We start from the raw sequence: 15,878 nt of genomic DNA, 5'->3' as shown, positions 1-15,878 counted from the left end.
GGCGCGGGCGTTCACTTGTCCACCTCGATGGTGCGAAGTGGCAGGCCCTCGGTGACGACGTTGGGGTTCACTCCGCTCACGCCTGGCCCCAGCAGCACGATGTTCGGTGCGTTGACCAGCGTCAGCGCGGCAGCGTCGGTCATGATCTGGTCCACGGCGGCTTCCATGTTGGACGCCTGCTCGCCCACCTCCGCGGCCTGGATCAGTTCCCGGGCGCGTGCTGAGTCGTAGCCCAGGTAGTAGTCCGGGTTGCCGAAGAGCAACGGGATGTCGCGCGGTTCCACGTGCGCGACTAGCGACGCCTGGTAGTCGTGGCCCTTGAGCACCTGGCCGAGCCACACGGCGGGAAACTCGACCGTTTCCAGGCGGACACGGAACCCCACATCACGCAGCTGGGAGAAGATCAGTTCGCTCGCCGTCTGCGCGTACGGCAGGTTCGGCACCGTGATAGTGACGTCTGGGGTACGGCCGTCCAGGAGTTCGCGGGCCATGCCCGGATCGAAGGGGTAGTAGTCTTCGCCGGTGAACCACGGGTCGGTCGGCGGCACGGGCGCGCCTCCCGTGTCGGTGGCCATGCCGTTGTAGACCACGTCGTTTACTGCGCCGCGGTCGATGGCGTAGGACACTGCCTTGCGCACTGTCGGGTCGTCGAAGGGAGCGGCGCGGTTATTCATGGACAAGAGCACTTCACCGTTGGTGGTGCCGACAAGCACTGAAATGTCCTCGGGCAGTGTCTCCAGCAACTGCGGTGCCTGCATCGACCACACCACATCCGCGTCGCCAACCCGCAGCGCGTTGAGTGCCGCCGTCGGGTCGTCGAAGTAGCGGATCTGCGCGTCATGGCTGACTTCGCCGCCCCAGTAGTCCTCGCGCTTGGTGAAGGAGACGGACTCGCCGACGGCGAACCGCTCGAGAGTGTACGGCCCAGTCCCGAGCGGGTCGGTGGCGAGGCGCTCGACTGAGGCAGGCGTCATCATCGCCCCCGTCAGCGTGCCCATCGACCACAGCCAGCTACTCGACGCCCGCTCCAACGTTACTTTCAACGTCTGGGCGTCGAGCGGCTGGGCGTCCACCACGGGGGCCATCTGAGCCTTCAAAGCGTTGGTCCAGTTGTCCTGAACGTAGCTGATGGAAAAGGCAGCGTCCTCGGCCGTGAATTCTTTGCCGTTGGAAAACCTCACACCCTCGCGCAGGTGGAAGATGTATTCCGAGCCGTCGGCACTGATGTCCCAGCTCTCGGCGAGGAAGGGTTGTGGCGTACCGGAGTCGTCGATACGCACGAGCGTCTCGTAGATGTTTCCCATTAAAGCTTGGGGAGCGGCTGCGCCGCCCGTGGTGGTGAAGTCCAACCCCGCGGGAGGGGCTTGGGTGGCAACGACCAGATGGTCTGGGCGGGCCCCGCCGGCGGGGGAGGCGCAGGCCGACAGCGCGACAACGGCGGTCGCCGACAGCAGGGCAGCGGCTGTCTTAGGGGAGGGCATGGGTGAGAAGCGTACCGCTTGGAGCGCCGCTACCCAATCCAGCGCTTTGCCAGGATCTCCATTCCGGCGAGGACCTCGCCGTGGCTCGCGTTTTGCAGCGAAATCATGAGCTCGTCGGCCTTGGCGTGCTCCGTGAACCACGTCAAGTATTCCGCGACTTCGTCCGCGGTGCCACGGGCGGTGTAGCGCATCATGTCAATGATCTGCCGGCCCTGGAAGGAGTTGACGATTGCGTCGAGTTGGGCGTCGTCAAGCACTTGCCCGCGCCGGCCCATGAACGCTCGCACCCGGTTGCGGTGCACGATCTTTTCCTGGCGCGCGGCATCCTCACTGGTCTCAGCCGCGGTAACGTTGACCGCTGCAATGACGTGGGGCTCGGGGTGGCGCTCGGAGGGCTGGTAGTTCTCCCGGTAGTAGGTGGTGGCGTCGACAAGATGCTGAGGAGCGAAGTGGGACGCAAACGAGTAAGGCAAGCCCAGGCTCGCGGCGAGCGACGCACCGAACATGGAAGAACCCAGGATATAAAGTGGCACGTTCGTGCCCTGGCCGGGCATCGCGACGACGCCCGGCAGAGGGCTTTGATCCGACAACCACGCCTCAAGCTCGCGCACGTCATCGGGGAATGCCTCCGCGGCTTGCGGGTCGCGGCGCAGCGCACGGCCCAGCGTCTGCTGGTCGGTGCCAGGAGCGCGCCCCAGCCCGAGGTCAATGCGATCGGGGTAGAGCTCGGCGAGCATACCGAACTGCTCCGCGATAACGTACGGTGCGTGGTTGGGCAGCATCACGCCACCGGAACCGAGCCGGATGCTGGAAGTCTGCGCGCCGATGTGGGAAATGAGCACCGCCGGTGACGATGACGCGATCGACGTCATGTTGTGGTGCTCGGCGTACCAGACGCGCGAGTATCCCAACGATTCCGCCTTCTGAGCAAACTCCACGGAGCGGGCCATGGAGGCTCGGACAGATTCGCCGGGGTAGATAGTGCAAAAGTCAAGCAGCGCCAATGGGATGTTCATACTGCCATGCTACGCTTTCGCGTTCGACGGGATGTCACGGTCGGTGGGTTCAGGGGTGTAAAACCGCTGGTGGGGTGGGTAGTTGATGGCGTGACAGTGACATTTGACTTGCCGTGATGTCACACTCAACCTGTGTGGTGGCGCAAAACCCCAGGTCGCCAACCAGGCCGAGAGTTTGACCGTGACATCTGACCGGCCGTGATGTCACACTCAACCTGTGTGGTGGCGCAAAACCCCAGGTCGCCAACCAGGCCGAGAGTCTGACCGTGACTTCTGACCCGCCGTGATGTCACACTCAACCTGTGTGGTGGCGCAAAACCCCAGGGACACCGAACAGCCCGGGCAGTGGCATCCGCCCCGGCGCTCTACGCGTTGACGTGTTCGCCTTCGACGGTCTCCACCGTGCCGAGCTTGAGCGGGGCTTTGGGCCGGGCCAGGTCGATGGCCAGGCCGATGACGAAAGCGACCGCGACCGGAACAACCCAGCCCAGTCCGGCGTCCTGCAGCGGCGCCCAGGCAACGAACGGGGTCAAAACGTCGGCTGCCCAACCCAACGAAATGGCGGTCTCAATGGCCGACCAGATCACGGCGACCCAAATCGGCAGGAAGAACGCCCAGGTAAACCGGGTGCGGGAGCGGAACAGTGGCTCGATGAGCGTGACAAAGATTAGTGCGATGGCGGGCGGGTACAGGAATCCGATGACCGGGGCGGCGATAGCCATGACGAACTCGAGTCCCTGGGTGGCGATCAGCGTGGACATGATGGTGAAGATGATCGCCCACGTCTTGTAGGAGCCGGGGAACTGCTCGGAGAAGTATTCCGCGGTGGCGGTGATCAGGCCGACGGCGGTGGTCATGCAGGCGAGCAGAACGATCAGCGCGAAGATGATCTGGCCGGCGGTTCCGAGGGTGAGGTTGGAAGCGTCGGAAAGCAGTGCCGCACCGTTGTCGTACTGGGCGGGGTTGGGGATAATCCGCCCGACCGTGCCTAGGCCGAGGTAGATCAGAGCGAGCAGCAGGCCAGCACCGGCGCCGGCGTAGATGGTGCCGCGCACCAGGGCAGGGCCTTCCTGGAAACCGCGGAAGCGCAGCGTGGAGATCACCACAATGGAAAAGGCGAGCGCCGCGATCGAGTCCATGGTCAGGTAACCCTGCAGCAGGCCCTCGGTGAACGGCCGCGCGGCGAATTCCTCGGCCGGCTCGCTGGGAGAGGCGGTCCACTTCGTCAACGCGACGACGATCATGACAACCAAAAGGATGAGCAGCGCAGGGGTGAGGAACTTACCCAGCTTTTCCATGATCGTGTTCGGGTTCCACGACAGTGCGAGCGCGATGCCGAAGAAGATGATGTTGAAGATCGCGGAGGCGACGATCCCCTCAACACCGAATAGCGGGGTGATCGCTGTTTCCATGGACACGGCACCCGTGCGCGGCAGCGCGTAGAACGCACCAATCGACAGGTACGCCAGGATCGGGAAGACAACGCCGAAGACTGTGCCGGCGCGCTGCGCGAGGTCGCGGACATTGGCGCCGGAAAGCACAATGGCGATCACGGCAAGCAACGGCAACAGTGCGCCGGTGCCCAAAAAGCCCAAGATCGCCGGCCAGAAGTTGTCGCCGGCCTGGACGGCAATCATCGGCGGGAAGATCAGGTTTCCGGCGCCGAAGAACATCGAGAACAAGGCGAGCGCAGTGACGACGATCGCGGTGGTTGATCCTTGTGTCTTCGTGCTGGTGTCGGCCTGTGCAGCAGTCGAGCCCATGTTTCACTCCTTGGAGATTCGTAGAATTTCCAAAGAATACCCCGTGAGGGACCTGCTGTGTAAATTTTTTCTAGCTCTGGGTCAGATCCGCGATGGCAGAAATCGGGATATCGACCCACTCTGGACGGTTGTTTGTTTCGTAGACGACCTCGTACGCGGCCTTATCCACCACATAGGCAGCGAGTACGGTGTCGTCGGCCGCGGCGCCGTAAGCATCGATCAGCGCAGCGACGTTGGCCTTCTCCCAGTCCGCGCTGTGCGAGCCCATGGCGCGGGCGTAGCCGAAGGAGCGGATCATGCCGGCGACGTCGCGAAGCGGGTGATCGGGGGCGAGGCGCTGCGACAGCGGCCGGGCGGGTTCTCCCTCGAAGTCGATGAGGTAGAAGCGAGGTTCCGTCGCGTTGACCGTCTTCAGCGTCTGCCCGAGGTGCAGGTCGCCGTGGATGCGCTGGATTTCGTGGGGGCCGTCATCGATGGAGCCGTAGAGTTGGCGAATCGCCGACTCGAATTCTTTGAGCTGGGGTGCCTGCGCAACCAGCTCGTCGAGGTGGGTGTTGAGCGTGGCGCGAAGGGTCTCTCCGCTGACCTCGGAGGTGCCGAAGGCCTGGGCCAACGCGGAGTGCACGGCGCCGATCGCGTGGCCGAGCTCGCCGGCGTCACCGAGCGCGTCCGCGACGGCGAGGTCGAAACCGTCCTCGCCGCCGTCGATAAGCTGCTGCTGCATCGCCAGCGTCGCACCGTCGCGGGTGATGTGGCCGCGCACACCGGCGACGTGTGGGCAGTCACCGATCGCGCTGAGCAGCTCCACATCCGGGTTGGTGCCGTTTTCAAGCTTGCGGAACACCTTGAGCACCCACTCGTCATCCACCACGAGTGAGGTGTTCGACTGTTCGGCTCCCATCGGCCGAGCGGATGTGCCGCCGAATTTTCCGTGCACCTCGCCCAGCTCGGCTGCACCACGCACGTAGGCGGTCGCACCTTCTTCGGTGGCCAGCGCGTCACGCTCGGCGCCGGGGGCGACGAGCACCTGGTAGGAATCGGTCACGTCGCCATGGGTGACGTGCAGTATCTGCCAGCTAAACTCGTCGAGCTCACGCGAAGCGGCGACCTCGACCGCGTCGATCGCCTCGGACTTTGCGCCGTAAAAGCGCTCCCGCGTCAAATCAATCACCGAACTACTCCGAAATGTCGAACCACAAAAAACCGTGCGGCGGTAGCGTGACAAACCACGGTAGCTCGCCGATCGCCGGGAATTCCACGCCGCCGGAGAGCTCGCGCGGATGCGCGCCATTGTAGTGCTCGAGGTGCATTTCCACTGGCTGGGGGCGCGACGACATGTTGTTGACGCACAGGATGCGCTCGCCGTTGTACTCGCGGATAAACGCCAGCACGTGCGGGTTGCTCTGCTCGACCTCGATGTAGGAACCGCGGCCGAAAGCGCGGTACTGCTTGCGGATGTGCACGAGCTGGCGCACCCAGTGCAGCAGCGAATTGTCGCGCTGCATCTGCGAGTCCACGTTGACGATGTGGAAGCCGTACTGGTCGTTGCGGATCGGCGGGAGGTAGAGCCGCTCCGGCTCGGCCTTGGAGAACCCGCCGTTGCGGTCGTTCGACCACTGCATGGGGGTGCGCACCCCGTCGCGGTCCTGCAGCCAGATGTTGTCGCCCATCCCGATCTCGTCACCGTAGTAGAGGAACGGCGAGCCCGGCAGCGACAACAGCAGCGCGTGGGCCAGCTCGAGGCGGTCGCGGTGCCCGCCGAGCAGCGGCGCTAATCGACGCCTGATGCCGACGTTGGCCTTCATCCGCGGGTCCGTGGCGTAGTTCTTGTACATATAGTCGCGCTCTTCGTCGGTCACCATCTCGAGCGTGAGCTCGTCGTGGTTGCGCAGGAAGATGCCCCATTGTGCCGACTCGGGAACAGGTGGGGTGTCGCGCAGGATGTCGATGATGGGCTGCGCGGACTCGCGGTGGATGCCCATGAATATGCGGGGCATGACGGGGAAGTGGAACGCCATCTGGCACTCGTCGCCGTCTCCCTCGCCGAAGTAGGCGACGACCTCATCCGGCATCTGGTTGGCCTCGGCCAGCAGGAAACGGCCGGGGTACTCTTGGTCAAAAAGCGTGCGCACCCGTTTGATGAACCCGTGGGTCTCGGGCAGGTTCTCGCAGTTGGTGCCCTCTCGCTCGAAGAGGTAGGGGATGGCGTCGAGGCGGATGCCGTCCATGCCGAGGTCGAGCCAGAAGCGGATGACGTCGAGGATTTCCTCCTGCACGGCCGGGTTGTCGTAATTCAAGTCCGGCTGGTGAGAGAAGAAGCGGTGCCAGTAGTACTGCTTGCGCACCGGGTCGAAGGACCAGTTCGATTCCTCGGTGTCGATGAAGATGATGCGCGTCTCGTCGTACTTGGTGGGATCATCCGACCAGACGTAGTAATCGCCGTAGGGCCCGCCGGGATCCATGCGCGACTGTTGGAACCAGTGGTGCGAATCCGAGGTGTGGTTGATGGGGAAGTCAGTGATGATGCGGATGCCGCGCTTGTGGGCGCTGTCGACCAGGGAGATGAAGTCTTCGACGGTACCGAACTCGGGCAGGACCTTGCGGAAATCGCGGATGTCGTAACCGCCGTCGCGCAGTGGGGAGTCGTAGAACGGCGGCAGCCACAAGCAGTCCACGCCCAGCCACTGCAGGTAATCCAGCTTTTCCTCCAGGCCTTTCAACGTGCCCGAACCGGTGTTGTCCGGGTCGTAGAAGGCGCGGACGAGGACCTCGTAGAACACGGCGTCCTTGTACCACTCGGGGTCGGGGCGCTCCCAGGGCTGCTCGGCGGGAGCAGGTCGCGCGAAGTCGGTGGCCTGCGGGGTCTCGGTCCTGATCTCCATGCCGACCAACTTTAACGGCTAATGGCGTTCACCGCTTCCGCGATGCGGTCCACCGCCTCCTCCAAAATGGCCGGGCTGGTCGCGAAGTTCAGCCGTGCCTTGTGCTCCCCGCCAGGGCCAAACGAGGCCCCTTCGTTGAGCGCCACCTTGGCGTGTGTGCGCAGGTAGGCCGCCGGGTGGGGGGTGGTCAGGGCGGTACCGGAGAAGTCGAGAAACATAAGATACGTTGCCGCCGGGACGTCGAAGCGAATACCCGGGATCCTTTTCGGCAGATTTTCAACCAGCCAGTCTCGGTTGTCCCGTAGCGCCTCAACTTCTTGGTCGAGAAACTCCACGCCGTCGCGGTAGCACGCCTCAGCGGCGATGATGCCGAGGGTGCCGGTGCCGTCCTTGGCCACACCGGTCAGGCCCTTGAAAGTCTCGGCATCCGCGTCGTTGGAGAAGATCATCTGCGCGCATTTCAGGCCGGCGACGTTCCACGCCTTCGAGGTGGCGGTGACGGTGATGCACACGTCCGGGTTATTGGCGGCGGCACAGACGTGGGCGCCGTCGAAGACGAGTGGGGCGTGGATTTCGTCGACAAGCACGCGCCCTGTGTAGCGGCGGGCGATCGCGCAGATCTGGTCGAGCTCATCCGTGTCGAACATCCAGCCGCCGGGGTTGAACGGATTGGTCAGGATGATGGATCCGGCGCCGTTGCGGAATGCCGCCTCGACCTCCATCAGGTCGAGCCCGCCGGTGCTGCCGACCTCGACTCGGTTCCGCCCGGCGGTCTCGGCGATTTCGAGGAACGGGTGGTATGCGGGGACAGGAACAATCACGTCGCCCTCGGTGAAGTACATAATCGCCAGCAGCAGCCCACGCACCACGTCGGGCACCGGGAAGATCTTGTCCTCGTCCGGGCGCCAGCCGTAGCGGGTGGCGTAGAAATCGGCCAGCACCTGCGGTAAAACCTGGGCCTGCGGGGCCGGGGTGTAGCCGAAGGTCTCGTTCTCCACGGCCCGTTTGATGGCGTCTTTGACCGCCGGAGCGGTGGGGAAGTCGCTCTCGGCGACCCACAGGGGCAGCACGTCGTCGTCGTACTGCGTCCACTTGCGGGTGCCGCGGGCCTGTAGTGACTCAAGATCGGGAAACTCCATGCCTATATACGGTAGTCACCGGCACGCGCGCGCAGCGATATCTATTCTCGGGAGGCATGCTGAGTGAACCGATGACCCTGCCCTGTGGGGCGAGCCTGAAAAACCGCATATTCAAATCCGCCATGAACGAAGCACTCGGGAACCGCGACCGGTCGCCGAGCGAGGATTTGATCAACCTCTATCAAACCTGGGCGTCCTCGGGCGCCGGGCTGTTGATTACCGGAAACGTCATGGTCGATTCCCGCCACCTCGGCGAGCCCGGCCAGGTGGTAATCGAGGACGAGCGCGACCTGGACAAGCTTGGGCGCTGGGCGAGCGCGGCCACCCGAGACGGCGCGCACGTGTGGATGCAGCTCAACCACCCGGGCAAGCAGTCGCCGCGTGCGGTCAACGCGCTTCCGGTGGCGCCCAGCGCGGTCTCGCTGGGCCGCGAGATGGAGCCGTTTTTCGCCGTGCCCCGCGAGCTCAGCGTCGAAGAGATCGCCGAGGTGCAGGCCCGGTTTGTCACCGCCGCGCGCGTGGCGAAGAAGGCCGGGTTCACGGGCGTGCAGATCCACGCCGCGCACGGTTACCTGGTCAACCAGTTTCTCTCTCCGCTCGACAACCGGCGCACGGACGCCTACGGCGGGTCGCTGGACAACCGCATGCGCTTTCTCACGGAGCTGTACGAGAAGATGCGCGCCGAGCTGGGCGCCGAATACCCCATCGGGGTCAAGCTGAACTCCTCCGACGGTGTAGAAGGCGGGTTCAGCTCAGAGGAGTCGCTCGCGGTGACCCGCCGCTTGGCCGAGCTCGGCGTCGACATGGTGGAAGTCTCCGGCGGCACGTACACGGCCTCGGTATTCGAGGCGGGCAATCAGAGCGGGGTCTTCTTCGCCGAGCACGCACGCCTGCTTGACGACGTCCCCACCACCGCGATTGGACTCACGGGCGGTGTCCGCAGCGCCGCCGACATGGAGGCGGCACTGGCGGAGGGGATCGCCGACCTGGTCGGTGTGGCACGCCCTCTGGCGCTTGACCCGCAGTGGCCGGCCCGGGTGCTCGCCGGCGATGAGGGTCGCATCGAGGTGCCGCGCATCTCCACCGGCATTGCTGCGGTGGACAAGGCCTTTCAGTCGATTCTGGTCATCGCCTGGTATGAGCAGCAGCTCAAACGCATCGCCCGGGGCAAGCAGCCGAAGCGTGACGGCAAGGGGCTTGGCACCCTGTTGGCGACGATGCGCACCTTCGGCCCGAGCGCACTGAAGCCGCGCCGGGCGCGGCGGGGCTAGTTGCCAGTCAAATCCAGCCCTTTTCGCGCGCCAGGCTGAAGGCTTCGAATCGGTTGGCGGCACCCAGTTTTCCCATTGCGGAGGAGAGGTAGTTGCGCACGGTGCCCGGCGCAAGGCAGGCCGCGGCGGCAATGTCGGCAATAGGCAGACCCTGACCGGCGAGCACAAGAAGTTCTTCTTCCCGCGGGGTGAGTGGGGAATGTGTTGCAGCAATGGTGGCTGCGGCCAAATCCGGGTCGATCCAGCGCCGCCCGGCGTGGACGGTGCGAATCGCGTCAGCAAAGTCGTCGGCGTCGGCGGTTTTTGGCAGCGCACCGGCAATTCCCGCCGCCAGTGCCCGTGTAAGTACCTGCGGGCGCGCGTGGCTGCTTACCAGGACGACGGGGGCGTCGGTGAGCTGCGTCAGGTCGATTCCGTCCATGCCTTCTCCGAGCTGTAGGTCGGTGACCACGACATGGGCGGCGCAGGTGGCAGAGGAGAACTGTTCGGCACTGTAGAACACGCCGGCGACCTCGAGATCATCCTCGAGGTCAAGGAGCGCGGCCAGGGATTGTGCGACGAGCACCTCGTCGTCGATAAGCGCGAAGCGAATCATGGCAGCTCCAAGGTGGTGGTGTGGGAGGTGGCTGTGCGATCGACCTGCACGCTGCCTCCGACCGCTGCGGCGCGGCGTCGCAGGTTGTCCAGACCCGATCCGGTGCGCGTTGCGGGATGCGGGGCGTTATTGGTCACGGAGAGCCGATTCGGCTGCAGGGTGATGGCAACGTCGGTGGCGGAGGAGTGGCGCAGCACGTTCGTGCTGGTCTCCCGCAGGAACCAGGCGGCGACCTCGCGAATGTCGGTGCGGAGCAGATCTGGCGAGCCAGTCACATCGACGTTGATGCCGGCCTCCTCGAGCAGTGCCGTGGCGCTGGAGAGCTCGGTGTCGGGCTCCGGTGAGCGGTAGCTGCCCGCCACGGTGCGCATGCTCTCGACGGTGGTGCCGATCAACGAATGCAATTGCGCGAGCTCGTCGGTGAGGCGGGCGTCGCCACGCTGCGCGAGTTTGAGGGCAAGTTGTGTCTTGATCGACATGGCCGCGAGGTTCTGTCCCAGGGTGTCGTGCAGGTCCTGTGCGAACCGGTTGCGCTCCTCGCTGACGCGCAGCTGTGCCTCGAGGAAGCGGGCGCGGTGTGCCTCAAGCATGAGCCGGATCGTCCACAGAATCAGTGGTGTCAGGGTGGCCAGGGACAAAAACAGCACTGCGAGCAACCAATTTCCGGTCATCGCGACGGTGACACCAGCGACAATCACGGCAAAAACGCAGCTCACAACCGCTCCCCGGCGCATGAATGGAGTGCAGGCGAGAAGAATGTTGACGACACCGATAAGCGCCAGCTGGAAGGAGTCGCTCACCACACCGGCGACGAGAACCACCGCGTGGATCAGACAATCGAAGGCTCTCGGGTGAGATCGAATCCCCGGCTGCCCGAGGCGAAGCGCCGGCTCGGTGTGCAGGGCGTGGAGGGCAATCGCCGTCGAAGTCGCAATGCCCACCAACGCCCAGGACGGCCATGCTCCGATGCTGCTGCCCAGCGCGAACAACACCACCATGGCCTGCAATGACCAGCGGTTGTAGGCGAGGAATTTGGCCGCAGAATCAAGGCCCCGCCAGCGGGTGATAACGGGGCTGAGGATAGTGCTGTGCATCATCGTCGAGCTTAGCGGTGGGTGTCCCAGCGCATCGAGCGGTAACCGGCATAGATCAGTACGACTGCCCAGGCGGACAGTGAGGCGAGCGCGCGGCCGGGCTGTGCGAGTGTGTCGCCGATCCAGCCGTGCGTGAACAGATCGGCGACAAGGGCGAAGGGGGAGTGCTCGATGAAAGTGCGCAATGCGTCCGGCAGTAGATCGCGAATGCCACCGCGGAAAGAAAACATCAGCAGTATCAGAACGGGAAAGGATGTCACCATCGCCGCCTCCGCATTCTGGGTGAATCGACTGGTCAACAGTGCCAGACCGTGGGCGCACGGGATACCCAGGACCACGGCAGTGAGCATGTAGCCGGGGTTGATGAGATAAGGGACGTCGTCGGTGGCGATGAGGTTGACCATGAGGACTCCCACGGGCACCATCAGCAGGACGATGATGGCCAGGGGAACAGAAAACGCCGTGAGGATTTCCCAGTCCCGTGCCTCACCGGTGCGCAATCTCTTGAGCACCTTCTCGTCGCGCCGTGTTGTGGCCATGGAAAGCGCCGAGTAGTACACCACGAACCCGATGGCCGTCAGGACCAGGGCGGAGGAGGCAAGGACAACCCCGATTCTGCCGGAATCCACCATCACCATGATGAGGGCGACAAGAACGGGCATCGGTGTGCAGAACACCAAAAGCGTATTGCGGAAGTACTGCCTCGCTTCTGCGGTGCTCAGGGCCATCAATCGTTTCATCGTGCGTTCTCCTTGTCCGCGATGCTCATGAATACCTGCTCGAGTGAGGCGGGCTGGGCCGAAAACTCCTGCAGGGTGATGTCGTTGTCTGCTGCCCAGCTCAGAAGCTTCAGGCAGTCCGCCTGCAGGTTGTGGGTGGGGATCTCGTGCAGCTGTCCCTCGTGCCGGTAACGCAGGTACGCCGGTTGTTGCGACGCGAGCTCATCGAGGGTGCCTTCCAGCTCGATGCGGCCGGCGTGCATGATGGCGATGCGGTCGCACAAACGCTCCGCTTCTTCCAGATAGTGGGTGGTCAGGATCATGGTGACGCCGCTGGCCTTGAGCTTTTCGAGCAAGTCCCACACGCGCCGGCGCGATTCCGGGTCCAGGCCGGTGGTGGGCTCGTCGAGAAACAGCACTTTCGGATTTCCCAGTAGCGCGCACGCGAGATCGAGGCGGCGTTGTTCGCCGCCGGAGAGTGCCCCGACTTTCACCGAGCGGCGGTGTGCAAGCTCGACCTCGTCGAGGACCTCGTCAATGGGCCGCGCAGTGGAGCAGGTTCCGGCCCACATGGCCATTGACTCTTTCACCGTGAGCGTCTGGGGCAGACCGCCGGATTGCAGCATGATCCCGAGGTGGGGGCGGACCTTGGCGCGCTGCCGGAACGGGTCCATCCCGGCGATGCGCACGGTGCCGGCGTTGGGAAGCGCGAGCCCCTCAAGTACTTCGAGGGTGGAGGTTTTGCCCGCTCCGTTGGTACCCAGCAGTCCGTAGACCTCGCCCGTGTGTACGGAGAAACTGAGCGCATTCACCGCCGTGAAGGCGCCGTACCTACGCACAAGATTGTCGGCTTCAATGACTGTTTCCATGCGTTCAAGCATGTCGTCGGGGCTCTGTTGTGGGTAGAGCGCAATGTCATCGGTTCAGATGACAAATGTCATGTGCGCTTCATCGGGTGCAGGTGAATCCGTCACGCCAAGCTTAACGCGGGGAATCCTCTCCGCGCACCTCGAGTGTCGTGCCGGGTGGCAGCGCTTCAAGCAGGCGAATCTTGGCCAGCAACGGGTTCTGCTCCAGCACCTTAGCGGTGCCGAGGCGCGCCCGGGTGATCTTGACCTCCGTGCGGGCACGCTCGAGTTCGCTTTCCGCGGTGAACTTGTCCACCTCGGCCCGGCTGAGTGCTTCGGCGACCTCGCGCGGCAAAGTGAGGTCCTTTATGCGGATGTCGTCGAAGACCTTCAGGCCCACGGCGTCTCCCGCTCTGCTGGCCGCCGCTGCAACCGGGGACAGATCAATGCGTTTGCCGATGAAGTCCGCCAGGGCCATCGTGGCGACGAGTTCCCGCAGCGCGATCTGGGCCGCGAGGTAGACCTCCTTGCCCGGCTCGGCGGAGGCGTTGATGTAGCGCACCGGATCGTTGACCTGCACGGTGAGTACGAAGGTCACCGTGACGTCGAGGCCTTCGGCGGTCGGGATGCTCTGCGGTGCGAAAGAGAGCTGGCGGCGACGCTGATCAACCTGCTGGAACAGGTCGCTCGGGCGGGCGAACTCGGTGCGCCGCAGAGCGGTGACCTCGCCGTCGCGCGAGCGCAGCACGACATGCCTCGGGGGGGAGCGGGGCTGCGGGGGAAGGACTTCTTCCACGGACCTGATGCATCACCCAACGGGGCGTATGCGGTCCAGCCGTGGTCGGATTTGTGCCTAAAAAACATCATCATCACTAGGTTTTTGGGTCCCACCCCGCACGGGCGTTCCGACGGCGGGACAGCGGCGCGTGGTCGAGCTTGCGAGCTCGATTCGGTGCCGTGCCGCAGGCCTGCGGAATGCATGAGTCCGGGCGGAGCGGAACAGTGTACAAAGAGCACGAGGACTCGAACCTCGTAGATCCCGGGGGATCGTGCCATGCGCCGGCCAGTACATTATGCGGAAAAGCCCCGAACCGGGAACTCCCTTTACACCCGTTCCGGCGCGAGCTTAAAGGCTACGCACATGAGTGGGAATGGCGCAAGGGCCTCCTAGAGTTCTTTTTCGTCCACTCGGAACCCGAAACGCTTCAAACGCTCCCGGTCCGCCGCGCTCGACGACGCCGTCAGCGCCAGCAGCTCCGAGTAGATCCCGCCGGAGGTGGCCAGCTGCGCGGGCGAACCGATCTCGTCGATGCGGCCGTCGACAAGCGTGATGATGGTGTCCACGTCCGCAATCGTCGACAGGCGGTGGGCGATCATGATGGTGGTGCGGTCCTTCATCAGCTCGTCGAGTCCCGCCTGGACGGCGCGCTCTGATTTCGTGTCGAGCGCGGAGGTCGCCTCGTCGAGGATGAGCACGGGGGCGTCTTTGAGCATTGCGCGCGCGACGGCGACGCGCTGCTTCTGCCCGCCGGACAGGCGCAGGCCGCGCTCGCCGATGATTGTGTCGTAGCCGTCCTTGAACCCGGTGATGAATCCGTGGGCACCGGCGCGCTTGGCCACCGCGACGATTTCGTCAAAGGTGGCGTCCGGCTTGCCGTAGGCGATGTTGTCGCGCACGCTGCCCGAGAACAGCGCGGGCTCCTGGAACACCACGCCTGTCGAGGCCCGCAGGGTCTCCACGCCGAGCGCAGCGATGTCGCGCCCGCACAGCGTCATCGTGCCCTGCTGGATGGGATACAGCCCGAGTAGCAGGTTGACCAGCGTGGACTTGCCGCCGCCGGATTCGCCGACCAGCGCGATCTTCTCGCCGCGGCGGGCGCTGAAGGTGATGTCGGACAGCACGGGCTCTCCCGGGCTGTAGGCGAAGCTGACGTTGTCGAAGGCGATCGTCGGTTCCGCCGGCGGCAGCGGAGCGTGGGCGACCTCGCGCACGCGCGGGACGTTGGAGGCGCTGGTGGCGGCGACGATGTCTTTGTTGGCGGTGGGCTCCACGGCCTCGTCCATCACCTTGAAGTAGTCGCGCGAGCCGGCGACGGCGCGCTGCGCGGAGTCGACGACCCAGCTCATCATGGACACCGGCTGGCGCGCCATGGTGACCATCTGCACGAGCATGACCATATCGCCGATGGTGAAGTGGCCGCCCAGGGTGCGCTCGAAAAGGATGAGGTAGATGCCCAAGAAGATCAGGTTCATCGCGATCCCGCGCACGGCGTCCATGCTGTGCCACCACCGCGACTGCGGCCGGGTCAGATCGACGGTGTTGCCGTAGTGGGTGGCGAACTTGTTCAGTTCGCGGGTCTCCGCGAGGAAGGACTTTGTCACCTTGACCTGGCCGACGACCTCGGCGAAGCGGCCGTTGCCCTCGTCGATCTCGGCGTTTTTCGCCTTCTCCCACTTCTGCCAGCGTGTCGACGTCAGCGCGGTGAGCCACACGTAGAGCGGGAACAGTGCGGCGAGCAGGACAGTCAGAGGCCAGTAGTAGGTCGCGGTAATCACTAAAATCGCCGCGACCTGCAGCAGCATCGGCAAGAAGCTGTTGGCGAAGGACTGGATGAACATGGTGATGTTCGCAATGGAGCGATCCAGCCGGGCGATGATCGTGCCGGTGACTTGGCTGTCGAAGTAACCCTGAGGCAGTGACAGCAGCTTGGCAAAGTAGCGGGTGGACAGTATCTGGCGGATGCGCGCAACCATGACGTCGCCGATGTAGCCGCTGACGTTGCGCAGCACCCACGCCGCCGCCTCCGCGAGAAACAGCGCTATGGCCAGCCAGACCAGCGTCCGGGGCACGCTCTCGGTGACGCCGCCGGCGCCGAGGGTGTCCACGATGGTGTCGGTGGCGCGTTTCAGGATGAACGGCGCGACGAGCCCCAGCCCCGCCACGAGCGAGGAAAGGACGACAACGAGAAGGTAGAACGGCCACAACGCGGACGCGCTGCGCAGGACGCGAAAGAAAGGTTGCACGGTCATTGAATGCTACCGGGGTTGTAGAGTAGTGGGGAATTTACGA

The 15,878-nt window shown here is 64.4% G+C and carries 13 protein-coding genes; 1 reads left to right on the top strand and 12 read right to left on the bottom strand.

The annotated features are described in order from the left end of the window. Positions 1-11: 11 nt before the first annotated feature. From RIU96_RS10950 to RIU96_RS10925, 6 genes are all read right to left on the bottom strand, one after another. Positions 12-1,481: an ABC transporter substrate-binding protein gene (locus RIU96_RS10950; RefSeq protein ID WP_259787475.1), complete on the bottom strand. Its 1,470-nt coding sequence runs from the start codon at positions 1,479-1,481 to the stop codon at positions 12-14. Between the two features lie 29 nt (positions 1,482-1,510). Next, the gene (locus tag RIU96_RS10945) at positions 1,511-2,497 is read right to left on the bottom strand and encodes an LLM class flavin-dependent oxidoreductase (protein WP_259787474.1); all 987 of its coding nucleotides are present in this window, start codon (positions 2,495-2,497) and stop codon (positions 1,511-1,513) included. 365 nt (positions 2,498-2,862) lie between these two features. Then, positions 2,863-4,260: a branched-chain amino acid transport system II carrier protein gene (brnQ, locus tag RIU96_RS10940; RefSeq protein ID WP_259787473.1), complete on the bottom strand. Its 1,398-nt coding sequence runs from the start codon at positions 4,258-4,260 to the stop codon at positions 2,863-2,865. 70 nt (positions 4,261-4,330) lie between these two features. Beyond that, complete coding sequence (locus RIU96_RS10935; protein WP_259787472.1) at positions 4,331-5,431, bottom strand: phosphotransferase; 1,101 nt, start codon at positions 5,429-5,431, stop codon at positions 4,331-4,333. 4 nt (positions 5,432-5,435) lie between these two features. Further along, positions 5,436-7,142, bottom strand: a complete 1,707-nt coding sequence (treS, locus tag RIU96_RS10930) for a maltose alpha-D-glucosyltransferase (protein WP_259787471.1) — start codon at positions 7,140-7,142, stop codon at positions 5,436-5,438. Positions 7,143-7,153: 11 nt separating this feature from the next. Further along, on the bottom strand, positions 7,154-8,281 hold the full coding sequence (locus tag RIU96_RS10925; RefSeq protein ID WP_259787470.1) for a MalY/PatB family protein: 1,128 nt from the start codon (positions 8,279-8,281) through the stop codon (positions 7,154-7,156). A gap of 56 nt (positions 8,282-8,337) precedes the next feature. On the opposite strand from RIU96_RS10925, the gene RIU96_RS10920 reads away from it, so the two are divergent. Next, the gene (locus RIU96_RS10920) at positions 8,338-9,552 is read left to right on the top strand and encodes an NADH:flavin oxidoreductase/NADH oxidase family protein (protein ID WP_144690408.1); all 1,215 of its coding nucleotides are present in this window, start codon (positions 8,338-8,340) and stop codon (positions 9,550-9,552) included. A gap of 7 nt (positions 9,553-9,559) precedes the next feature. On the opposite strand, the gene RIU96_RS10915 is transcribed toward RIU96_RS10920, so the two are convergent. The 6 genes from RIU96_RS10915 to RIU96_RS10890 all read right to left on the bottom strand — a co-directional run bounded on the left by RIU96_RS10915 (position 9,560) and on the right by RIU96_RS10890 (position 15,838). Continuing rightward, on the bottom strand, positions 9,560-10,147 hold the full coding sequence (locus RIU96_RS10915; protein ID WP_259787468.1) for a response regulator transcription factor: 588 nt from the start codon (positions 10,145-10,147) through the stop codon (positions 9,560-9,562). Beyond that, positions 10,144-11,241 carry a sensor histidine kinase gene (locus tag RIU96_RS10910; protein WP_259787466.1) on the bottom strand — a complete coding sequence of 366 codons (1,098 nt, stop codon included), beginning with the start codon at positions 11,239-11,241 and terminating at the stop codon, positions 10,144-10,146. Before RIU96_RS10910 ends, RIU96_RS10915 begins: the two co-directional genes overlap by 4 nt. A gap of 11 nt (positions 11,242-11,252) precedes the next feature. Next, positions 11,253-11,981, bottom strand: coding sequence for an ABC transporter permease (locus tag RIU96_RS10905; protein WP_144690402.1), 729 nt, complete (start codon positions 11,979-11,981; stop codon positions 11,253-11,255). Then, positions 11,978-12,829 (bottom strand): ABC transporter ATP-binding protein, encoded by an 852-nt coding sequence (locus RIU96_RS10900; protein ID WP_259787462.1) that lies wholly within the window; start codon positions 12,827-12,829, stop codon positions 11,978-11,980. Before RIU96_RS10900 ends, RIU96_RS10905 begins: the two co-directional genes overlap by 4 nt. A gap of 112 nt (positions 12,830-12,941) precedes the next feature. Continuing rightward, entirely contained in the window at positions 12,942-13,556 is a 615-nt protein-coding gene (locus RIU96_RS10895) for an SPFH domain-containing protein (RefSeq protein WP_259787461.1), read from the bottom strand. Positions 13,557-13,975: 419 nt separating this feature from the next. Next, positions 13,976-15,838, bottom strand: a complete 1,863-nt coding sequence (locus tag RIU96_RS10890; protein ID WP_259787460.1) for an ABC transporter ATP-binding protein — start codon at positions 15,836-15,838, stop codon at positions 13,976-13,978. Between the last annotated feature and the right edge of the window lie 40 nt (positions 15,839-15,878).

The sequence above is a fragment of the Corynebacterium sp. Z-1 genome, assembly GCF_031844665.1.
GTDB classification, from domain to species: Bacteria; Actinomycetota; Actinomycetes; order Mycobacteriales; family Mycobacteriaceae; genus Corynebacterium; species Corynebacterium sanguinis.
Note: the sequence above shows the minus strand (reverse complement) of the source record. Positions and strands in the feature narration are given on the sequence as shown.

Coding starts and splice junctions, on each gene's coding strand:
- RIU96_RS10920 (WP_144690408.1), top strand. CDS start 8,338: ATGCTGAGTGAACCGATGACCCTGCCCTGTGGGGCGAGCCTGAAAAAC.
- RIU96_RS10910 (WP_259787466.1), bottom strand. CDS start 11,241: ATGCACAGCACTATCCTCAGCCCCGTTATCACCCGCTGGCGGGGCCTT.
- RIU96_RS10950 (WP_259787475.1), bottom strand. CDS start 1,481: ATGCCCTCCCCTAAGACAGCCGCTGCCCTGCTGTCGGCGACCGCCGTT.
- RIU96_RS10925 (WP_259787470.1), bottom strand. CDS start 8,281: ATGGAGTTTCCCGATCTTGAGTCACTACAGGCCCGCGGCACCCGCAAG.
- RIU96_RS10905 (WP_144690402.1), bottom strand. CDS start 11,981: ATGAAACGATTGATGGCCCTGAGCACCGCAGAAGCGAGGCAGTACTTC.
- RIU96_RS10890 (WP_259787460.1), bottom strand. CDS start 15,838: ATGACCGTGCAACCTTTCTTTCGCGTCCTGCGCAGCGCGTCCGCGTTG.
- brnQ (WP_259787473.1), bottom strand. CDS start 4,260: ATGGGCTCGACTGCTGCACAGGCCGACACCAGCACGAAGACACAAGGA.
- RIU96_RS10915 (WP_259787468.1), bottom strand. CDS start 10,147: ATGATTCGCTTCGCGCTTATCGACGACGAGGTGCTCGTCGCACAATCC.
- treS (WP_259787471.1), bottom strand. CDS start 7,142: ATGGAGATCAGGACCGAGACCCCGCAGGCCACCGACTTCGCGCGACCT.
- RIU96_RS10900 (WP_259787462.1), bottom strand. CDS start 12,829: ATGGAAACAGTCATTGAAGCCGACAATCTTGTGCGTAGGTACGGCGCC.
- RIU96_RS10945 (WP_259787474.1), bottom strand. CDS start 2,497: ATGAACATCCCATTGGCGCTGCTTGACTTTTGCACTATCTACCCCGGC.